The organism is Streptomyces sp. NPDC058664 (genome assembly GCF_042716635.1).
Lineage (GTDB): Bacteria > Actinomycetota > Actinomycetes > Streptomycetales > Streptomycetaceae > Streptomyces.
The window spans coordinates 19,690-37,573 of record NZ_JBHXRW010000003.1; the positions used below are offsets into that span (position 1 = coordinate 19,690).

Genomic DNA, 17,884 nt, shown 5'->3' on the forward strand with positions numbered 1-17,884 from the left:
CGGTGGGGGTCGTTAGGGTCGCTCACGTGTCGAACCCCGCCCCCGCCGACCAGCCGGAAACCGCTCCCGTCCCGCACCGGGACACCGAGGAGCCGGCCTTCCCCGCCGCCGCCGACCGGTCCCAGTGGCGGTACCGGCCACGCCGGGCCTTCTGGCGCAGCCGGGTGGTCCGAGCCGTCGCCGTCATCACCGTGCTCGCGATCTGCGCCCTGTTCATCCTGGCGATGGTCCGCGAGCAGACCGGAACCGAGGGCTTCCTCGTCGGTCTCGGCCTGGCCCTGCTGCCCGTACCGCTGCTGATGGCCGCGTTCCGCTGGCTCGACCGGGTCGAGCCGGGCCCGTGGAAGAACCTGCTCTTCGCCTTCGCCTGGGGCGCCTTCGCCGCCGCCCTGGTCGCGATCCTGGCGAACACCTTCGCGATCCGCTGGATCGCGACGGCCACCGCAGACCCCGACTCGGCGGACACCCTCGGCGCCACGGTGGTCGCGCCCGTCGTGGAGGAGAGCGCGAAGGCGGTCGCGATCCTGCTGCTCTTCCTCTTCCGGCGGCGCCACTTCGGCGGCCTGGTCGACGGGGTCGTCGTCGCCGGTTTCACGGCGACCGGCTTCGCCTTCACCGAGAACATCCTCTACCTCGGCAACGCCTTCGGCGAGGACCAGGAGTTCGGCACCTCCGGCCTCGGCTCGGTGACCGCCGCGACCTTCTTCGTACGGGTCGTGATGTCGCCGTTCGCCCATCCGCTCTTCACCGTGCTCACCGGCATCGGCTTCGGCTTCGCCGCACTCGCCCCGCGCGGCAAGCGCCTCCGGAAGGTGCTGCTGCCGCTCGCGGGGCTGCTGCTCGCCATGGGGCTGCACGCCGCGTGGAACGGCTCGGCCACCTTCGGCGGACCCTGGGCCTTCTTCGCGGTGTACGGGGCGCTCATGGTCCCGGCCTTCGGTCTGCTGACCTGGCTCGCGGTGTGGAGCCGTCAGCGGGAGCTGCGCACGATATCCGGGGAGCTCCCGGCGTACGCGGCGGCCGGCTGGATCTCTCCCGCCGAGCCGCTCGCGCTCTCCTCGATGCGGGCCCGTCAGGTGGCCCGTTCGTTCGCCGCCCGGACGTACGGTCCGCCGGCCGCGCGGGCGGTGGGCGAGTACGAGTCCTTCGCGACGACCCTGGCGTTCCTGCGGGACCGGGCCCGGCGCGGCACGGCGGGGCCCGACTTCCCGGCCCGCGAGCAGGAACTCCTCCACCACCTGTGGCAGCGCCGCGAGGTCGCCTCACCGGCCCTGACGTACGCGGCCCGGGCGACGGGCCGGGCGTGGGCGCCGCCGCAGTACCTGGACTACGACGGCTACAACCCGTACCGGAGTTAGGGAGTGTTCGACGCCTCCGTCAGGAGCGTCAGCTCGGCCTCCGTCAGGGTGAGGTCGGCGGACGCGACCAGCGCCGGGAGCTGCTCGACCGTACGCGCCGAGGCGATCGGGGCGACGACCGTCGGGCGGGAGGCGAGCCAGGCGAGGGCGACGGTGGCGAGTTCCGCTCCGTGCGCCTCGGCGACCGTGTCGAGCGCGGAGAGCACGGCCCGGCCCCGCTCGGTGTCCAGGTGGCCGCCGGCACCGGAGGCGCGGACGCTGTCGACCGTGGCGCCGGGGCGGTACTTGCCGGTGAGGAAGCCGGACGCGAGGCCGTAGTACGGGACGGCGGAGAGCCCGGCCTGCTCCACGGTCTTCAGGAGCGGGCCCTCGTAGGTCTCGCGGGAGACCAGGTTGTAGTGCGGCTGGAGGGCCACGTACCGGGTGAGGCCCTCGGCCTCGGCGAAGTCGAGGGAGGCCCGCAGCCGTTCCGGGGAGATGTTGGAGGCCGCGACCGCCCGCACCTTGCCGTCCCGCACGAGCTGGTCGAGGGCGGTGACGATCTCCTCGACGGGGACCGACTCGTCGTCGAAGTGGGTGTGGTAGAGGTCGATGCGGTCGGTGCCGAGGCGGCGCAGCGACTCCTCCGCGCCGGCCTTGATGGTGGCGGCGGCCAGTCCCTTGAAGCGGGGGTGGGCGCCGACCTTGGTGGCGACGACGATGTCGTCGCGGTTGCCGCGGGAGGCGAGCCAGCGGCCGATGACGGTCTCGGACTCGCCGCCCTCGTTGCCCTCGGCCCAGGCGGAGTAGACGTCGGCGGAGTCGACGAAGTTGCCGCCGGCTGCGGCGTAGGCGTCGAGGACGGCGAAGGACCGCGTCTCGTCGGCCGTCCACCCGAAGACGTTGCCGCCGAGGGCGAGCGGGAAGACGTGCAGGTCGGAACTGCCCAGCGGGCGGAGAGAGGCCATGGAGGGGCAACCCTCTCCGGCCCCGGGCCTATTCCGCGGCCGGTCCGCCCGCTGCTCAGGCCCGCCGGTCCGCCCGCTGCTCAGGCCCGCCGGTCCGCCCGCCGATCCACCCGCCGGTCAGGCCCGGCGACCAGGCAGCCCGGCGGTCAGACCGTCAGGCGGTCAGACCGTCAGGCCCTTGGAGCGGAGCCAGTCCGCCGGGTTGATGCCGTCGCCGCCGGGCGTGTGCACCTCCATGTGGAGGTGGGCGCCGGAGACGTTGCCCGTGGCGCCGACGCGGCCGATCGTCTCGCCGGTGCCCACGGTCTGGCCGACGCCGACCGTCATGGACGACAGGTGGCAGTACCAGACCTCGGTGCCGTCCTCCAGCTCCAGGACGATCCGGTAGCCGTAGGAACCGGACCAGCCCGCCGACTTGACGGTGGCGCCGTGGACCGCCTTGAGCGGGGTGCCGGTGGGGGCCGCGAAGTCGAGGCCCGTGTGGTAGCCGGAGGACCACATCGAGCCGGACTGCATGTAGGTGGCGGTGAGGGAGTACGAGGAGAGCGGCATCGAGTAGCTCGCGGCGAGCTGGGCGAGGCGCTCGGCCTCGGCCTTGGCCGCGGCTTCCGCCTCCGCCTTCGCCTTGGCCTCCGCCTCGGCCTTCGCCTTCGCCTCGGCAGCGGCCTCCGCGGCCGCCTTCTCCGCGGCCTCGGCCTTGGCCGCGGCCTCCGCGGCCGCCTTCTCCGCCGCCGCCTTCTCCGCCGCGGCCTTCTCGGCGGCGTCGGCGGAGGCCTGCTGCTGCTCGGCCTGCTGGAGGATGCGCGCACGCAGGGCCTCGCCCGCGTCGGCGGTGCCGGCCGTCTTCCCCGTCACCTGCTCGGCGGCCGTCCCGGTCCGCTCGTCGTCGTCGACGGTGGTGTACGCGGCGACGGTGAGCGGGTTCGGGTTGGAGCGGGCCGCGGCGACCGTCAGGTCCTCGTCCGACGACGTGCCCGCGTCCGGGAGGAGGTCGCCGACGCCGGGAAGGTCGTGGGCGTCCGGCAGACCGAGGTCCGGGAGGTCCGGGAGCGAGATGGCCACCGGCGGCTTCTCCTGCGCGGTGGCGAGGCCGCCCGCGCCGACGGCCGCGATGACACCGACGCCGAGGACGGTGGAGGAGCGGGCGAAGTTGGAGCGCTGCTTGACGACCCGGTGCCGGCCGCCGGAGCGGCTCTCGGCGCGGAGGGAGCCCTCGGTGGGGTTCCACTCGGTGTCCGGGGCGGCAGGACCCGCACCACTTCCGAAGGCGTCGAAGGGGACTTCGGGTGCGGGGGTGTTGGACGCCACGAAGGGGCGCTCCTTTCCTTCCTTCTCGCCTACCGGGTTAGCTGACGGGTTCGGAGCAGGAAGGTCTCCTACGGGCACGGTCGCACAGGTGCGAAGGGCCCGATTCACCCCAATTGGTGGTTCCCCGGTTCCTTTTCAGGATTCGGCGCGTGCGCACGGTGCCGCCTCTTGCGGCGGCTGGGACGACCGCGCTGCGTTATCGAACGTTAATAGACAGCGGGTCCCGATTCCAAGCCGTTCCCCTTGATCATTCATTGAATTGGGTCACAATGGCCCGAGTTGACCCCCCTTCAGCAACAACTGGCGAAACCTACCCGGGCTGACACCGGATCAATTGTTATCGCAGCGACACCTTCCGGCTACGGCCGGTGACCGGGCCCGGCCGGCGGGACCACCGGCATCGTGCGGCGCCGCTCCGGCTGCGTCGTCGTGGGACGGCTCAGCGCGAGCAGCGCCATGTCGTCCGTCGCCCCGCCGCCCGTGTGCAGCCGTACGTCGTCCACCAGCGCGTCGAGGAGCTCCTCGGGCCCCGGGAAGATCCGGCCGGCGAGGCGCTGCCCCGGGTCGTAGAAGACACCCGCCGCGTTCCGCGCCTCGGAGAGGCCGTCGGTGTAGAAGAGCAGCGTCGCGCCCGGCGGGTACGGCCGCCCCTCGGCCCGGTCCGGCCACACCGCCAGATCGCCCATGCCGAGCGGCAGCGCCGGTTCGGTCGGATCCAGCGTGTCCAGGCGCCCGTCCGCGTACAGCATCAGCGGTGGCGGGTGCCCGCGGTTGACGATCCGTACGAAACCGCTGAAGGTGCCGCTCCCGCCCTCGCGCGGGATCTCGGCCAGGACGGCGGTGGTGAAGCCCTCGACGGCGTCGAGTCCGTCCCTGCGGGTGCCTTCCCGGGCCAGCGCCCGTTCGAGGCGCTGCGCCACGCCCTCCAGGCTCCGCTCCTGCTCGGCCGCCTCCCGGAAGGCCCCGATGACGACGGCGACGGCCTCCACCGCGTCCATCCCCTTGCCCCGGACGTCCCCGACGACGAGCCGCACCCCGTAGGGGGTGTCCTGGACGGCGAACAGGTCGCCGCCGATGAACGCGTCCGCCTGCGCCGCCTCGTAACGGGCCGCGCACTGCAGCCCGCCGATCCGCTCGGCGGGCGTCGGCAGCACGGCCTTCTGCGCGGTCTCCGCGATGACCCGCGCCGAGGCGAGCCGCTCGCCGCTGCGGCGCACGACCCGGCTGATGAGGAGGGCGAGCGCGGAGACGGTGGCGACGGTCAGGGTCTCGGTGAGGGTCGGGACCTCGGTGACGGTGCCGTTGTAGAGGTGCAGCCCGACGGAGGCGAGGAGCGCGGCGATCCCGGTGAGGAGGGTCGTGAGGGTGGAGAAGAAGGGCGCGGCGATCAGCGGGGCGGCGGAGAACAGCGGCGCGGCGGTGTACGCGGGCGGTGTCAGCAGGTCGAAGACGACCCCGCCGGCGATGACCAGCGGCGGCAGCGCGCGGATGAACCGCCGGGCACGCCCGTACGAGTGGCGGCCGTCACCGCCCCGTCGCCCGCCGTCGCCCGCTCCTAGGGGGTGCCCCACCTGTGCTCTCCTGCCCGGTCCGTACCCGGCCGCGGTCCGTACCGCGCCCTCCCAGGGTGGCCGCCCCCGCACCGGGCGGCGACTCCCACGGGGCCGACCGGCGTACGGAGGCGGCCGGCCGCCGTCAGAGGTTCCGCTCGGCGTAGATCTCCATCGCGTCCCGGACCAGGACCGCGGTCCCCTCGCCGTGCTTGTCGTAGTTCGCGGTGAACCGCGGGTCGTCGACGTACATCCGGCCGAGGCCGATCACGTACTCCTTGCTCGGGGTCGTGGTGTGCGACAGCCACGCGATCTGGCGCCGCGTGATCGCCTGCACCTCCTCGTCGCCGGCGGCCAGGCCGTCCCTGAGCGCCCGCGCGAAGTCGCGGGCGATCCCCGCCTGCTCGTCCATGAACGCCTTCTTCCCCTCGGCGTCGAGCGACCGCCACCAGCGGTCCCCCTTCTCGTACGCGTCGCGGCCCCAGCGCTCGGTGACCTCCTCCTCGTACGCCGTGTGGTCGAAACCGTCGAACACTTCGTCGGCCATGAGTTCTTCTCCGTTCTCGGTCTTGTGGAGAGTGGTCCGCACGGACGCGATCCGGCGACCGATGCGCTCGCGCTCCTGTTCGAGCAGGGCGAGATGGGTGCGGAGGGCGGCGGTCGTGTCCCGCTGCCCCGCGAGGACCTCGGCGATGGCGGACAGCGAGAGCCCGAGCTCGCGCAGCAGCAGGATCCGCTGCAGCCGCACGAGCGCCGCCTGGTCGTAGTACCGGTAACCGTTCGCGCCGATCCGGCTCGGCTCCAGCAGTCCGCGCTCTCCGTAGTGCCGGAGGGTGCGGCTGGTGGTGCCGGCCTTCTTGGCGATCTCTTGGATCGACCACTCCATACCCGGAACGCTAAATCTTGACGTCGCGTCAAGGTCAAGCGGAGAAGTACGTCAAGCGGAGAAGTGCCGGGAAACGGCATACGACGAAGGCCCGGATCCAGTGACTGGATCCGGGCCTTCGTTGCTACTGAGTAGCGGGGACAGGATTTGAACCTGCGACCTCTGGGTTATGAGCCCAGCGAGCTACCGAGCTGCTCCACCCCGCGTCGGTAAACCTGACTCTACGCTACGGGCGGGGCAATCACGAAATCGGTTTTCGTCAGCAGCCGCAGTCGTCCGAGTCGACCGGCGCCGTGAGCGGGTCCGCGGCTTTCTCCGCGGGCCCCTCCCAGGTCTCGTACGCGAAGCCCTCGCGCACCCAGTACTCGAAACCGCCGAGCATCTCCTTCACCTGGAAGCCCAGCTCGGCGAGGGCCAGCGCGGCGCGCGTGGCGCCGTTGCAGCCGGGACCCCAGCAGTACGTGACGACCGGCACGGACCGGTCGAGCAGCTGCTCGGCCTGCTCGGGGACGAGCGCGGTCGGCAGGTGGATCGCGCCGGGGACGTGGCCCTGGTCCCAGGAGGCGGTCGACCGCGAGTCGATCACCACGAAGCCCGGGTCGGTGCCGTCGGCCGCCGCGGTGGCGAGCGCCGAGGCCACGTCGGAGACGTCGGCGTGGAAGGCGAGGCCGGCGGAGAAGTACGCGGCGGCGGCGGCCGGGGAGGCCGGCGGGGTGCGGAGCACGGGGTTGACCTGCGTCGTTGTCGTCGTCATGGTGATCAATCTACGGACGAAGATCACCGCCTTGAAGTGAGGATCCACGGTGGTCGGGGGCATCGGCCGGGGAATCCCGGGCGTTCACCATGAGGCGGCGTGGATCTCACGTATCGGAAACCGTGTGACCCGCCCATCGCCGCCACGGCCGTGTCACACCGGCGGGGTTTCCTCCGTCATGACGGCATGACGGGACGCGAACGGGGAGATCGACGAGTGGACCAGGACCGCGGCACCGACGAACTGCTGGCCCGGCGCTTCGAGGCCGACCGAGGCCACCTGAGGGCGGTGGCCTACCGGATGCTGGGCTCGCTCAGCGAGGCGGAGGACGCCGTCCAGGAGGCCTGGCTCAAGCTGAGCCGCAGCGACGTCGGCGAGGTGCGGAACCTCAGCGGCTGGCTGACCACGGTCGTCGGCCGCGTCTGCCTCGACATGCTGCGCTCCCGCGGCTCGCGCCGCGAGGACCCGCTGGAGTACCACGTCCCCGACCCGGTCGTCCGGCTCCCCGACATCACCGACCCCGAGCACACGGCCGAGGTCACCGAATCCGTCGGCCTCGCCCTCCTCGTCGTCCTGGAGACCCTCGCGCCGGCCGAACGGCTCGCGTTCGTCCTGCACGACATGTTCGCCGTCTCCTTCGACGAGATCGCGCGGATCGTGGACCGCACCCCGGCCGCCACCCGCCAGCTCGCCAGCCGCGCCCGCCGCCGCGTGCGGGACGCCACCCCCGCCGCCGGACCCGACGCGCGGCGGCAGCGGGAGATCGCCGACGCCTTCCTCGCCGCCGCGAACGGCGGCGACTTCGAGGGGCTGCTCGCGGTCCTCGACCCGGACGTGGTGCTGCGCGCGGACGGCGGTACGAGACTCGCGGCCGTCTCCAAGATCGTGCGGGGCGCCGAGGCCGTCATCTCGCAGGCCCTCACCTACGCCAAGTTCCGTACGGCGGCGCTGCCGATCCTGGTCAACGGCGCTCCCGCGGTCCTGTCGGTCACCGGCGGGCGCCCCTCCGCGCTCATGGCGTTCACGATCGCCGGGGACCGGATCGTCGAGCTGCACATCCTGGCGGACCCGGAACGGCTCGCCGCGCTCGGCCTCTCGGAGGAGGACCTCGCCCGGGCGGCGTACTGACGCCCCGTCGGCCGCTCCCGCGCGTCGCCTACCTCCCCCTGGCGGCCGACCAGGCCGACGAGGCCGTCAGGGAGACGGCGGCGCTGGCGATGCCGAGGACGGCGCCCGCGGCGACGTCACCCGGATAGTGGACGCCGGTGTGCACCCGGGAGTAGCCCACGGCCATCGCCAGGACCTGCAGGGGCACCGCGGTCGGGGGCAGCACCACCCCGACCGCGGTGGCGAAGGCGACCGCGGAGGCGGTGTGCCCGGAGGGGAAAGAGGCCGAGTCCGGCATCGGCACGTGGCGGCCCGCCACCACCCGGGCCGCCTCCCGGTCCGGGCGCTCCCTGCGGACCAGCCGCTTGCCCAGCAGGTTGGCCGTGGCCGAGGCCACGGCGACGGCCCCGACCCCGACGAGGGCCGCCCGGCGCGGCCGGCCGGGAACCAGGGCGAGCGCCGCCGCCACGGCGAACGAGATCTTCGAGTGGTCGGCCGTGTGCGAGAGCCTGCGGAGCCCCGCGTCGAGCGCGGGCGTGGGGGTGGCGGCCACGGCGGCGTACACGGCGCCGTCGACCGCGCGGAGGTCCCGGAGTACGGCCCGGAGGGGGCTCTTGGTGGTCGTCCCGGTCATGTGCCGCTCCTCGGGGAGTGATGGTGGAAGGCGAGTTCGATGATGCGCCGCCAGTCCATGGGCGGCAGCGGGTCGCTGGCCCCCGGCCGGTTGCGGGGCACGAGGACCCGCAGGGCGCCGGGTCGGAGGGTACAGACGACGGGGGTGGGCAGGATCAGCGCCTCGCCGTCGACGGCGACGGCGATGAAGCCGGGATCGACGGAACCGGGAGCGGGAAATCCGGAGGCGGGGGCGGAGGAAGTGGCGGCGCCCGAGGAGTCCGAAGGGTCCGAAGGGTCCGAAGAGAAGGCCCCCGTCCCGCCGGCGGCCCTCCCCGTCACCTCGACCCGCGTGGCCGTCAGCACGTTCAGGCCGGCGGACTGGGTGCCCCGTACGGCCAGTTCGGCGGCCTGCGCCGCCCCGTCGACCCGGATGCCGATCACCCCGAGCCTGCCCCGGTCGAGCCGGGGTCTCCGGGCCGCGGCGGCACCGAACGGATCGGGCGCCGCGTACGGGTTGTTGCTGACGAGGAGCGCCTGCTGGGCGGGCAGCGGCACGTCGTCGGCGAAGGCGTCGAGACGGTCGCCCTCACCGCCCTGGAGCAGGTCGGGCAGGAGGTCGAGCGCCGTGCCCGCCTTGGCGTCGCGGTACTCGGGGTGCTGGACGACATCCGCGTACACGCCGAAGGAGACCGTGTTGACGAAGGCGCGGCCGGACACCGAGCCCAGGTCGACCCGGAGTTCCTCCCCGTCGACGAGGGCGTCCAAGCAGGCCGCCGGGTCGGCGCGGTCGAGGCCCAGGTCGAGGGCGAAGTGGTTGCGCGTACCGGCCGAGATCACGAGGAACGGCAGGTCGTGCTCGGCGGCCACGGCGGCGACCAGCGCCTGCGTACCGTCGCCGCCGGCCACCCCCAGCAGGTCGGCGCCGTCGGCGACGGCCTGCCGGGCGAGCGCGGCGACGTCGGTCTCGACGGACGTGTCGAGCAGGATGACCCGGGCGCCCAGCTTCTCGGCGCGCTCGACGAGACCGAAGCGGGCGACCTTCCCGCCCCCGGACCTGGGGTTCATGATCAGCACGGGTCGCCGGGGCCTGGGCCGCCGCTCGCCGCGCGCCAGATCGGTCCGCCCGCCCCTGCCGCTTCCGTTCAAGTCGCGGAGGCGGCGCAGGGCGGCCCGCGCGCAGAGCAGCGCCACGCTCCACAGTCCGAGGGCCAGGAGCGCGGTCAGCCAGAGGCCCCAGACGATGTACAGGCTGAGGACCGCGAGGGGCGCGGCGACGGCGATCAGGGCGCCCAGCAGCCGCAGCGGCCCGCGGTGGGCGAGGAAGTACCAGATGCCCACGGCCGAACAGGCGAGCCCGACCAGCCCGATCAGCAGGATCAGCAGCCCGCCGGCACCGAGCCCGGTCAGCAGGAGCACGACCGCCGCGGCGGCCGCGGCCAGCGCCCACCGGGCGAGCCCCCGGACCCCCGCCATCGGATCACCGGATCCGTTCACCGTCCCCACCTCCACGCTCACGCTCTGGCCCACGTTCCAGACTCGCCCACGGTGTCGCACCTCGCGCCCGGGGAGGGGGTGTTCACGCCGGAAAGATCTACGCGGCCCACCACCAGCCCCGCCTGCCGACCGCCCGCCCGCCGCTGCGACCGGACACCCCGTCACGACGGGAAGCGACGGCAAGCGACCGGAGACGACCGGAGACGCCGAAGCGCCCCGCCCGGTCGGAACCGGTCGGGGCGCTTCTCGGCGGCTCGGAAGTCACGCTCCCCGCCCGCCACACGTAGGCCGTGTGGGACTCGAACCCACAACCAACGGATTAAAAGTCCGCTGCTCTGCCAATTGAGCTAACGGCCCGTGGACAAGCACACCCGTGCAGCATAGCCCGAGTGATCCCCCGAACCGATCGGGTATCCGACACGAGCCGGGCCGCGCGCCGCACCGCGGGCCGGCGGGGCCCGGGGCGCGGCGCGCGGGACGGAGCTCGCCCCGGGCGGACCAGGGATCCGCCGCGAGGGTCAAAACAGCGTCCTCGCGAGGGTCAGAACAGCGCCCTGAAGGCGTTCCAGCCGCCGCCGATCAGCGTGGCGGAGCCGTACGCCCCGCGGCACGTGCCCTGGTAGTGGTAGAGCATGCCCGAGGCGTCGCGGGCGGCCAGGTCCGGGCAGCCGTCGCCCGAGATGTCGCCGGTTCCGACCAGGGTCGAGTAGATGTTCCAGCCGGGTCCGATCCTCACCCGGGCCGTCACACCGCCGGTCGCCGTGCCGTAGTACCGCCACAGCACGCCGGCCGCGTCGACGCCCAGCAGGTCGCCGCGACCGTCGCCGTTCAGGTCGCCGGCGCCGGCGATCTTCTTGTACAGCTTCCAGTTGGTGCCGATCCGGACGCGGGGCTTCACCCGGTGGTCGGCCGTACCGGCGTAGAAGTACATGTCACCGGTCGACGTCTGGCGTGCGATCAGGTCGGCGAAGCCGTCGCCGTTCGCGTCGCCGGGGGACGTCAGGACGTCGTACTGCCCCCAGCCCGAGCCGATCGGCGTGTACGGCGACGAGGCCGACACCACCTTTCCGCACCCGGGCCGGTACGCCCGCAGCTGGTCGCCCACCCGGGCGAGGACGTCGGTGCAGCCGTCGCCGTTCACGTCGCCGAAGGGCACCAGGACGGACGTGGTCGCGAACTTCGCGCCCGTGCCCGCCGTCCGCGCCGAGAAGCCGCCGTACCCGTTGCCCCGGTACATCGACACCAGGCCCGCCGTGTCCATCACCAGGAGGTCGCCCTGCGTGTCGTTCCCGGCCATGTCCCGCCAGGCCGGCTTGCCGCCGGAGACCGTGACCGTGCCGGTCAGGGACAGGTCCCTGCCCTCCCCGTCGGCCGGGTACGCCTGGAGGTGCCAGGTGTACGTGCCGTTCGCCACGGGCTTCCCCGCCGCCGACCTGCCGTCCCACGAGACGTCGACACGGCCCCGGGTCTCGTCGGCCCCGAAGGTGCGGACCGGGTTCCCGGTGTACCGGTCGCGCACGGTCAGCCGCCAGATCGACGCGGGCTTCGACAGCCCCCAGGACGCCTTCCAGCCGTCCTGCAGCCGCATGGTGGCCGGCGCCTTCGCCCAGGGCGCGGCGAGGCCGGAGGTGGGAACACCGGGCCACACGACGTGGACCCGGTTCCCGGCGTCCTTGTACGCGACGGCCCCGCCGAAACGGTCGACGGTCCAGGTGGTGCGGCGCACGCCGGTGACGGCCGCGGCCCGGGTCAGGTCGTAGGGCGTGCCGGCCCTCCCGGTGTGGAAGGGGGTGACCCGCAGGTACGAGCCGCCGCCGCTCTGGTCCACGAGGTAGCCGTCGCCGAGGAGTCCGCCCCGGTAAGCGCCCTTGGGCAGGGCGATGCGGACGGGCGCGGACGGGTTCCTCAGGTCGAGGACGCCCTGCTTCTCGTACCGGGCGCACGACCAGTAGAGCCAGCGGCCGGCCGTCTGGAGTTCGGTCAGCGGGCAGCCGGCGTCGGTCGCGAGCGTGCCGAGGGTCCTGCCGGTGGCCAGGTCCTTGCGGACGACCTGGCCCGTGGTGCCCGTGCCGGTGTAGAGGGTGTCCCCCCAGAGGGCCGCGGCGACCTGGGGCTGACGGGAGACGGTCTTCTCCGCGTCCAGGTCGAGGACGAGGGTCTCGCCGCCGGCGGCGAGTTCGCCGTACCAGCCGGGGGTGCCGGTCTGGTAGACCGCCCACCGGCCGAAGGTGTCGGCGATCTCGCCCTGCTGCCCGACCGTCACCCGGGTGGTCTGCCCGGTGGTTCGGCGGGAGACGACCGCGCGGTCGGTGTACGCGATCCTCGGCGAGGAGACCGTACGTCCGTCACCGCCGTCGAAGACCGGAGTCTCGTGCCACTGCGCGCCCGTCTCGGTACCGGCCCCCACGGACGCGGACTGACCCGTGTGGAGCGGGCCGACCGGCAGCGAACGGATCTGGAAGCCGGGGGCCTTCGGGCCGTCCTGCTCCAGTGTGGTGAGCCGGCCCATGCCCAGCGCGAGGGACACGACCTCGGTCGGCAGCGGCGCCACCTTGCGCAGCTTCTCCAGGACCGGGGCGCCGTCTCCCTTGCCGGGCACGGCCTTGAGGAGGGCCCAGTCGGTGGCGGACGTGCCGCCGGTGACGGCCGCCGTGCCGGAGCCGTCGCCGAGCTGGGTGATCCGCTCCTCGGCGCCGGCGAGGAGCGTCCGCTGCTCGCCGGCCGGGCTGACGGCGACCAGGCGGCGGGTGAGCGCCTCGCCCGGGTTCCGCGGCTCGGCCGTGGTCAGGAGCCAGTCGCCGACGAGCCCGATCCGGGTGGCGCTCAGCCCCTCCGGCAGCGGGTAGCCGACCTCCGGGCCGGTGAGGTCGGCGAGCTGCCGGATGTGGACGGTCCGGTCGGGGTCCACCCACGCGATCCGCTCGGCGGTGAGGGCGACGCCCGCGACGAGCACGCCGTCCGCTGCGGTGGGCTCCTCCAGTACCCGCATCCGCCCGGTCGTCAGGTCGACGACTCCGAGGAGGGAGTCACTGTTCGTGCCCGACTCGCCCCGGGTGAAGCGGAGGACGGCCACGCCCGGCGCCCCGGCCACCAGTCGCGCCATGTGGAGGTCCGCCTCGGCCGGCCAGCCGGTCACGGGGACCGAGGGGCCGTCCGGGGCGCCCGCGCTCCGGATGAAGTACCCGCTGGTGGACTGCAACGAGGTGCCGGGCTCGTACTGCTGGAAGAGCAGCCGGTCGCCGACCAGCCCCCGGTAGGAGGCGTCCTCGGGGACGGTCAGGGCCGTCGTCGTACCGGTGTCCAGGTCGAGGAGGGCGGGAGAGCCGATGCCCTCGTCCGCGTAGGCGTACCGGCCACCGGTGCCGAACTCGGCGAAGGACTCGTTGCCGCCGCCGAACCCCAGGGACCGGCTCGTGCCGGTCGCGAAGTCCGTCCACTCCAGCGGTTCGCTCGCATGCCGGTCGTCGGCCTCCGCCCGGTGCGCGTACCCGCCCGCGCCGACGGCGACGACCGTCTCCGCGCGGGGAGCGGTCCGCCAGGTGGGGTCGATGTCGAGCTGGTCGATGCCGACCACGGGCGCCCCGGGCGCGGCGACCGCGCCGGGCACGAGGCCCGCTCCGGTGGCGGCCATGACGGCGGCGAGCAGGACGGCGCGCGTGCGGGTTCGCCGCGCGGCTGCGGTACGGGACAAGAGGGCTTCTCCCCGGGGGGTGATCCATCACTGACGGCGGACGGTGGTCGGACGCCTGGTCCTCCCACGCGTCCCTGTACGAGACCGACCCGCCCCCGTGATGGTTGTACGGGAACGGGCCGGTCTTCTCACACGTCGGTCGGGTTCGAACCCGTTCAACGGGACAGGGCCCGTACGTCACCGAGGTGTCGTACGGGCCCTGCTCAGGGTGCTACGTGAGGTCAGCCGTTGCGCTTCCAGCGCGGCTTGTCGTCGCGGCGGCCGAAGGAGGAGCCACCGGTCGAGCCGGTCGAGCCGGTGCCGCGGTGGTCGTCACGACGGCCGTACGGGCGGTCGCCGCCGGCCGGGCGGAAGCCGCCGGTCGCCGGGCGCTCGTCGCGACGGTCACGGTTGAACGGACGGTCGCTGCCGCGGTGGCCGCCGGCCGGACGGTCGTCACGGCGCTCGAAGGAACGGCCGCCGCGGTCGTCACGGTTGAAGCCGCCCGACGGACGGTCGTTGTCACGGCGCTCGAAGGAGCGGCCGCCGCGGTCGTCACGGTTGAAGCCACCGGACGGACGGTCGTCGCGGCGGAAACCACCGGACGGACGGTCGTTGTCACGGCGGAAGCCGCCCGAGGGACGGTCGTCACGGCGGAAGCCGCCACGGTCGCCACCGCGGTCGTCACGGTTGAAGCCACCGGACGGACGGTCGTCGCGGCGGAAACCACCGGACGGACGGTCGTTGTCGCGACGGAAGCCGCCCGAGGGACGGTCGTCACGGTTGAAGCCGCCCGACGGACGGTCGTCGCGGCGGAAACCACCGGACGGACGGTCGTTGTCGCGACGGAAGCCGCCACGGTCGCCGCCACGGAAACCACCGCGGTCACCACGGTCGCCACCGCGGTCGTCACGGTTGAAGCCGCCACGGTCACGGCGCTCGAAGTTGCCCCGCTCGTCGCGGGCCGCCGGACGCTCCTCGCGGCGCTGCTCCTCGGCGCGCGCGGCACGCTCGGCCTCCACCGCGGCGGCGGCGACCTCGGCCTCGGCGGCCTCGGTCACCTCGGCCACGGCGGCCTCCGGGTCCTCGCCGCGCTCACGGGCGGCGCGGGCCACCAGACGGTCGGCCTCCTCGCGGAGCTCGACGGCACGGCGCTGGAGGCGCTCCAGCTGCTTGGTCAGGTCGACGACCTCGCGCTCGGCCTGCTTGGCCGAGTTGTTCGCCGAGTCGGCCTGGACCTCGGTCAGCGAACGGGCGCCGGTGATCTCGGCGACCTCGGGGTCGAAGGCGCCGGCGCCGCCGACGATGTGGCGCGTGGCGTCGACGCCCGCGTCCTCCATCAGACGGAAGATCTGGCGGCGCTGGTGCGGCAGGGCCAGGGAGACCACGACACCGGAGCGGCCGGCACGGGCGGTACGGCCCGAACGGTGCAGGTAGTCCTTGTGGTCGCCGGCCGGGTCCACGTTGAGGACCAGGTCGATGCCGTCGACGTGGATGCCTCGGGCGGCGACGTCGGTCGCGACGAGCGCGTTGACGTAGCCCTTCTTGAAGTCCTCGAGGACGCGGGTACGGGCGCCCTGCGTCATGCCGCCGTGCAGCGCGTCGGCCTTCACACCGGCGTCGCACAGCTGCTCGGCGATGCGGTCGGCGCCCAGCTGGGTGCGGACGAAGATGATCGTGCGGCCCTTGCGGGCGGCGATCGCGGCCGTGACCGGCGCCTTGTCCTTCGGCTTCACGACGAGGACGTGGTGGGTCATGGTCGTGACGTTGCCCTGCGCGCTGTCGACCTCGTGCGTGACGGGGTCGGTCAGGTAGCGCTTGACCAGGGTGCCGATCTCGTTCTCCATGGTGGCGGAGAAGAGCATGCGCTGGCCGCCGCCGGGGATCTGGTCGAGCAGCTCGGTGACCTCGGGCAGGAAGCCCAGGTCGGCCATCTGGTCGGCCTCGTCGAGGACGGCGATCTTGACGTTCTCGAGGGAGCAGGCGCCACGGTTGATGATGTCGCGCAGACGGCCCGGGGTGGCGACGAGGACGTCGACACCGCGCTCCAGGGCGTAGATCTGGTTGCTCATGGAGGTACCGCCGCAGACGACCTTCATCTTGAGGCCGAGCACGTCGCCGTACGGCTGGAGAGCGTCCGCGACCTGCATCGCGAGCTCACGCGTCGGCGTGAGGATGATGCCGCGGGGCTTCTTCTTGTCGGTGTGACCGCCGGCCAGTCCGGCGAGCAGCGGCAGACCGAAGGAGAGGGTCTTGCCGGAGCCGGTACGGCCACGGCCGAGGATGTCCTTGCCGGCCAGGGCGTCCGGGATGGTCGCCGCCTGGATCGGGAAGGGGGTGCTGACGCCGTTCTGCGCGAGCTTGCGCACGACGCCGTCCGGCAGACCGAGGTCGCCGAAGGTGATGGTGGGCTCGGCGGGCTCCTCGTCGGAGGCGTCCGAGTCGATGTCGATGGTGTCGACGGTCCCGATGATGTCGACCGTGTCGACGGTGTCGTCGGCCTCGATGGAGACGAGTTCGGTGACCTCTACGGCCTCGACGATCTCGTCGTTCTCGGGCATGACGGCGTGGTCAGAGCTGAAAATGGACATGCGAAATGCGAAACCTTCCGGAGTCTCGGCACGCGCCCGTAACTCCGTGAATTCGCAAATCGACCGCCTCAATGCGGTCAGCCACGGCTAGGGAGAGTACGCGCCACACGGCGCTCTTCTGTGTCGGCGCCGGGCAATGGGATCAAACGATCTACTACCATACGCACCCTCCCCCGCCTATGGCAAATCGGCCTGCGTCACACCGGTCCGACCTGCGGAGATGCCGTCGGCTCCGGGGGCGCTCCCGGCCCGTCCGCCGCCCGCACGCCACTCATCTGGGTGTCGGTTCCGGACGTCGGCGGATCGGTCGGGTTCGAGGTCGGTTCCGGCGTCGGCTCGGGGGTCGGCTGCACGGTCGGTTCCGGCGTCGGCTCGGGGGTCGGCTCGGGCGGCTCGGGTGTCGGCGTGGATCCGCCGCCGCCCGGCCCTCCGGACCCTCCGGCACTTCCGCCGCCACCGTTCCCGCCGTTCCCTCCGTCACCACCGCCACCGCTGTTCCCGCCGTCGCCACCGTCGCCCGTGGAGCCGCCCGCGCCACCGCCCGTGCCGCCACCCGGGCCGTCCTGGCCGCCGCCCGTCGGCCGGGGCTTCAACGGGCCGTCGTGGCCGCCGGACCCCTCCACGGGCAGCACCGAGCCCGGCGAGGGCTTCGCCGTGCCCGAGGGCGAGCCGCTCGGCACCGGGGACTCCGTACCCGCGCCGGCCACGTCGGGGCCGCCGGCGTCCGGCCGTCCGTTCCAGGAACCGCCACCACCGCCCGGCGCTCCGGCCTCGCCGCCACCGGACCCGGTCGCCACGCCCCGCTTCCCGCCGGACGCGCCGGGCGCCGGCTTCGCCCCCTCGTCACTCACACTCATACAGCCGCTCAGACCGGCACAGGCCGCGACGGCCAGCGCGGTGGCGGCCCATCTCACCGGGGTGGGCAATTGGCGCACGGGGGCACCTCCAGGACACGACAGGCAGGAACGGAACGCGTGCACTGCCCAACTCCCCGGGCCTCACAAGGGACACGGCCCCCGGCAAGGCGCTCGGCCGCCCGGCGGAGGAGACGGCCCCCGCGCGGCCGCCCGGCTCAGCCGTAGCCCAGCGCGTGCAGCCGCTCGTCGTCGATGCCGAAGTGGTGGGCGATCTCGTGGACCACGGTGATCTCGGTCTCCGCGACCACGTCCTCCTTCGACTCGCACATCCGCAGCGCCGGCCCCCGGTAGATCGTGATCCGGTCCGGCAGCACACCGGCGTACCACTCGCCGCGCTCGGTCAGCGGCGTCCCCTCGTAGAGCCCGAGCAGCTCGGGATCGTCGGGGGAGGGCTCGTCCTCCACGAACACCGCCACGTTGTCCATCAGCCGCGTCAGCTCCGGCGGGATCCGGTCCAGGGCCTCGGCGACAAGCTCCTCGAACTCCTCGCGCGTCATCTCCAGCACGGGCCCATTCTCCCCCCGCCGGAAACCGTTTTGGCGATAGCGGCGGGGATCCCATATGCTTCTCACGTCCCCGACGCGCTGAGAAGCACGAAGGTGGGCCTAGAGCCCTCATCGTCTAGTGGCCCAGGACGCCGCCCTTTCAAGGCGGTAGCACGGGTTCGAATCCCGTTGGGGGTACGCA

13 protein-coding genes, 3 tRNA genes and 1 riboswitch are annotated in these 17,884 nt (G+C 73.3%); of the genes, 3 read left to right on the top strand and 13 right to left on the bottom strand.

Annotation, left to right across the window (positions count from 1 at the left end; translation table 11 throughout):
- Positions 1 to 26: 26 nt before the first annotated feature.
- Positions 27 to 1,358 (top strand): PrsW family intramembrane metalloprotease, encoded by a 1,332-nt coding sequence (locus ACFWUY_RS03195; protein WP_384101440.1) that lies wholly within the window; start codon positions 27 to 29, stop codon positions 1,356 to 1,358.
- Here ACFWUY_RS03195 and ACFWUY_RS03200 read toward each other — a convergent pair.
- The 6 genes from ACFWUY_RS03200 to ACFWUY_RS03225 all read right to left on the bottom strand — a co-directional run bounded on the left by ACFWUY_RS03200 (position 1,355) and on the right by ACFWUY_RS03225 (position 6,803).
- Positions 1,355 to 2,305 carry an aldo/keto reductase gene (locus ACFWUY_RS03200; protein ID WP_384101442.1) on the bottom strand — a complete coding sequence of 317 codons (951 nt, stop codon included), beginning with the start codon at positions 2,303 to 2,305 and terminating at the stop codon, positions 1,355 to 1,357. The two genes, ACFWUY_RS03195 and ACFWUY_RS03200, sit on opposite strands and share 4 nt — an antisense overlap.
- A 162-nt stretch (positions 2,306 to 2,467) precedes the next feature.
- Positions 2,468 to 3,613: a M23 family metallopeptidase gene (locus ACFWUY_RS03205; protein ID WP_384101444.1), complete on the bottom strand. Its 1,146-nt coding sequence runs from the start codon at positions 3,611 to 3,613 to the stop codon at positions 2,468 to 2,470.
- An 11-nt stretch (positions 3,614 to 3,624) separates the two neighbouring features.
- Positions 3,625 to 3,771: riboswitch (cyclic di-AMP (ydaO/yuaA leader) on the bottom strand.
- Positions 3,772 to 3,972: 201 nt separating this feature from the next.
- Positions 3,973 to 5,184 carry a PP2C family protein-serine/threonine phosphatase gene (locus ACFWUY_RS03210; RefSeq protein WP_384101446.1) on the bottom strand — a complete coding sequence of 404 codons (1,212 nt, stop codon included), beginning with the start codon at positions 5,182 to 5,184 and terminating at the stop codon, positions 3,973 to 3,975.
- A 124-nt stretch (positions 5,185 to 5,308) separates the two neighbouring features.
- Positions 5,309 to 6,049 (bottom strand): MerR family transcriptional regulator, encoded by a 741-nt coding sequence (locus ACFWUY_RS03215; protein WP_384101448.1) that lies wholly within the window; start codon positions 6,047 to 6,049, stop codon positions 5,309 to 5,311.
- Between the two features lie 132 nt (positions 6,050 to 6,181).
- Positions 6,182 to 6,255: transfer RNA gene (locus tag ACFWUY_RS03220), tRNA-Met, on the bottom strand.
- A gap of 53 nt (positions 6,256 to 6,308) precedes the next feature.
- Positions 6,309 to 6,803, bottom strand: coding sequence for a rhodanese-like domain-containing protein (locus ACFWUY_RS03225; RefSeq protein ID WP_384101450.1), 495 nt, complete (start codon positions 6,801 to 6,803; stop codon positions 6,309 to 6,311).
- 186 nt (positions 6,804 to 6,989) lie between these two features.
- On the opposite strand from ACFWUY_RS03225, the gene sigJ reads away from it, so the two are divergent.
- Positions 6,990 to 7,931, top strand: coding sequence for an RNA polymerase sigma factor SigJ (gene sigJ / locus ACFWUY_RS03230; protein WP_384101451.1), 942 nt, complete (start codon positions 6,990 to 6,992; stop codon positions 7,929 to 7,931).
- 28 nt (positions 7,932 to 7,959) lie between these two features.
- Here sigJ and ACFWUY_RS03235 read toward each other — a convergent pair whose 3' ends face one another.
- The 7 genes from ACFWUY_RS03235 to ACFWUY_RS03265 form a co-directional block, all read right to left on the bottom strand.
- Positions 7,960 to 8,544 (bottom strand): phosphatase PAP2 family protein, encoded by a 585-nt coding sequence (locus tag ACFWUY_RS03235; protein WP_384101453.1) that lies wholly within the window; start codon positions 8,542 to 8,544, stop codon positions 7,960 to 7,962.
- Entirely contained in the window at positions 8,541 to 9,998 is a 1,458-nt protein-coding gene (locus tag ACFWUY_RS03240; RefSeq protein ID WP_384101930.1) for a diacylglycerol/lipid kinase family protein, read from the bottom strand. The genes ACFWUY_RS03235 and ACFWUY_RS03240 overlap by 4 nt, the downstream gene beginning before the upstream one ends.
- A 305-nt stretch (positions 9,999 to 10,303) precedes the next feature.
- Positions 10,304 to 10,376, bottom strand: a tRNA-Lys gene (locus tag ACFWUY_RS03245).
- A 184-nt stretch (positions 10,377 to 10,560) separates the two neighbouring features.
- Complete coding sequence (locus ACFWUY_RS03250) at positions 10,561 to 13,710, bottom strand: FG-GAP-like repeat-containing protein (protein ID WP_384101455.1); 3,150 nt, start codon at positions 13,708 to 13,710, stop codon at positions 10,561 to 10,563.
- Between the two features lie 221 nt (positions 13,711 to 13,931).
- On the bottom strand, positions 13,932 to 16,280 hold the full coding sequence (locus ACFWUY_RS03255) for a DEAD/DEAH box helicase (RefSeq protein ID WP_384101457.1): 2,349 nt from the start codon (positions 16,278 to 16,280) through the stop codon (positions 13,932 to 13,934).
- A 197-nt stretch (positions 16,281 to 16,477) separates the two neighbouring features.
- A complete protein-coding gene (locus ACFWUY_RS03260; RefSeq protein WP_384101459.1) occupies positions 16,478 to 17,215 on the bottom strand; it encodes a hypothetical protein in 738 nt (245 codons plus the stop codon).
- A 137-nt stretch (positions 17,216 to 17,352) separates the two neighbouring features.
- Complete coding sequence (locus tag ACFWUY_RS03265) at positions 17,353 to 17,703, bottom strand: metallopeptidase family protein (protein ID WP_384101461.1); 351 nt, start codon at positions 17,701 to 17,703, stop codon at positions 17,353 to 17,355.
- 104 nt (positions 17,704 to 17,807) lie between these two features.
- Between ACFWUY_RS03265 and ACFWUY_RS03270 the strand changes: the two genes are divergently transcribed.
- Positions 17,808 to 17,880 (top strand) — tRNA-Glu (locus tag ACFWUY_RS03270).
- Positions 17,881 to 17,884: the final 4 nt, after the last annotated feature.

Bases quoted from the DNA above. Each gene is read 5' to 3' on its own strand.
- ACFWUY_RS03255 (WP_384101457.1), bottom strand. From the start codon at position 16,280: ATGTCCATTTTCAGCTCTGACCACGCCGTCATGCCCGAGAACGACGAG.
- ACFWUY_RS03200 (WP_384101442.1), bottom strand. From the start codon at position 2,305: ATGGCCTCTCTCCGCCCGCTGGGCAGTTCCGACCTGCACGTCTTCCCG.
- ACFWUY_RS03240 (WP_384101930.1), bottom strand. From the start codon at position 9,998: ATGGCGGGGGTCCGGGGGCTCGCCCGGTGGGCGCTGGCCGCGGCCGCC.
- ACFWUY_RS03235 (WP_384101453.1), bottom strand. From the start codon at position 8,544: ATGACCGGGACGACCACCAAGAGCCCCCTCCGGGCCGTACTCCGGGAC.
- ACFWUY_RS03215 (WP_384101448.1), bottom strand. From the start codon at position 6,049: ATGGAGTGGTCGATCCAAGAGATCGCCAAGAAGGCCGGCACCACCAGC.
- ACFWUY_RS03225 (WP_384101450.1), bottom strand. From the start codon at position 6,803: ATGACGACGACAACGACGCAGGTCAACCCCGTGCTCCGCACCCCGCCG.
- sigJ (WP_384101451.1), top strand. From the start codon at position 6,990: ATGACGGGACGCGAACGGGGAGATCGACGAGTGGACCAGGACCGCGGC.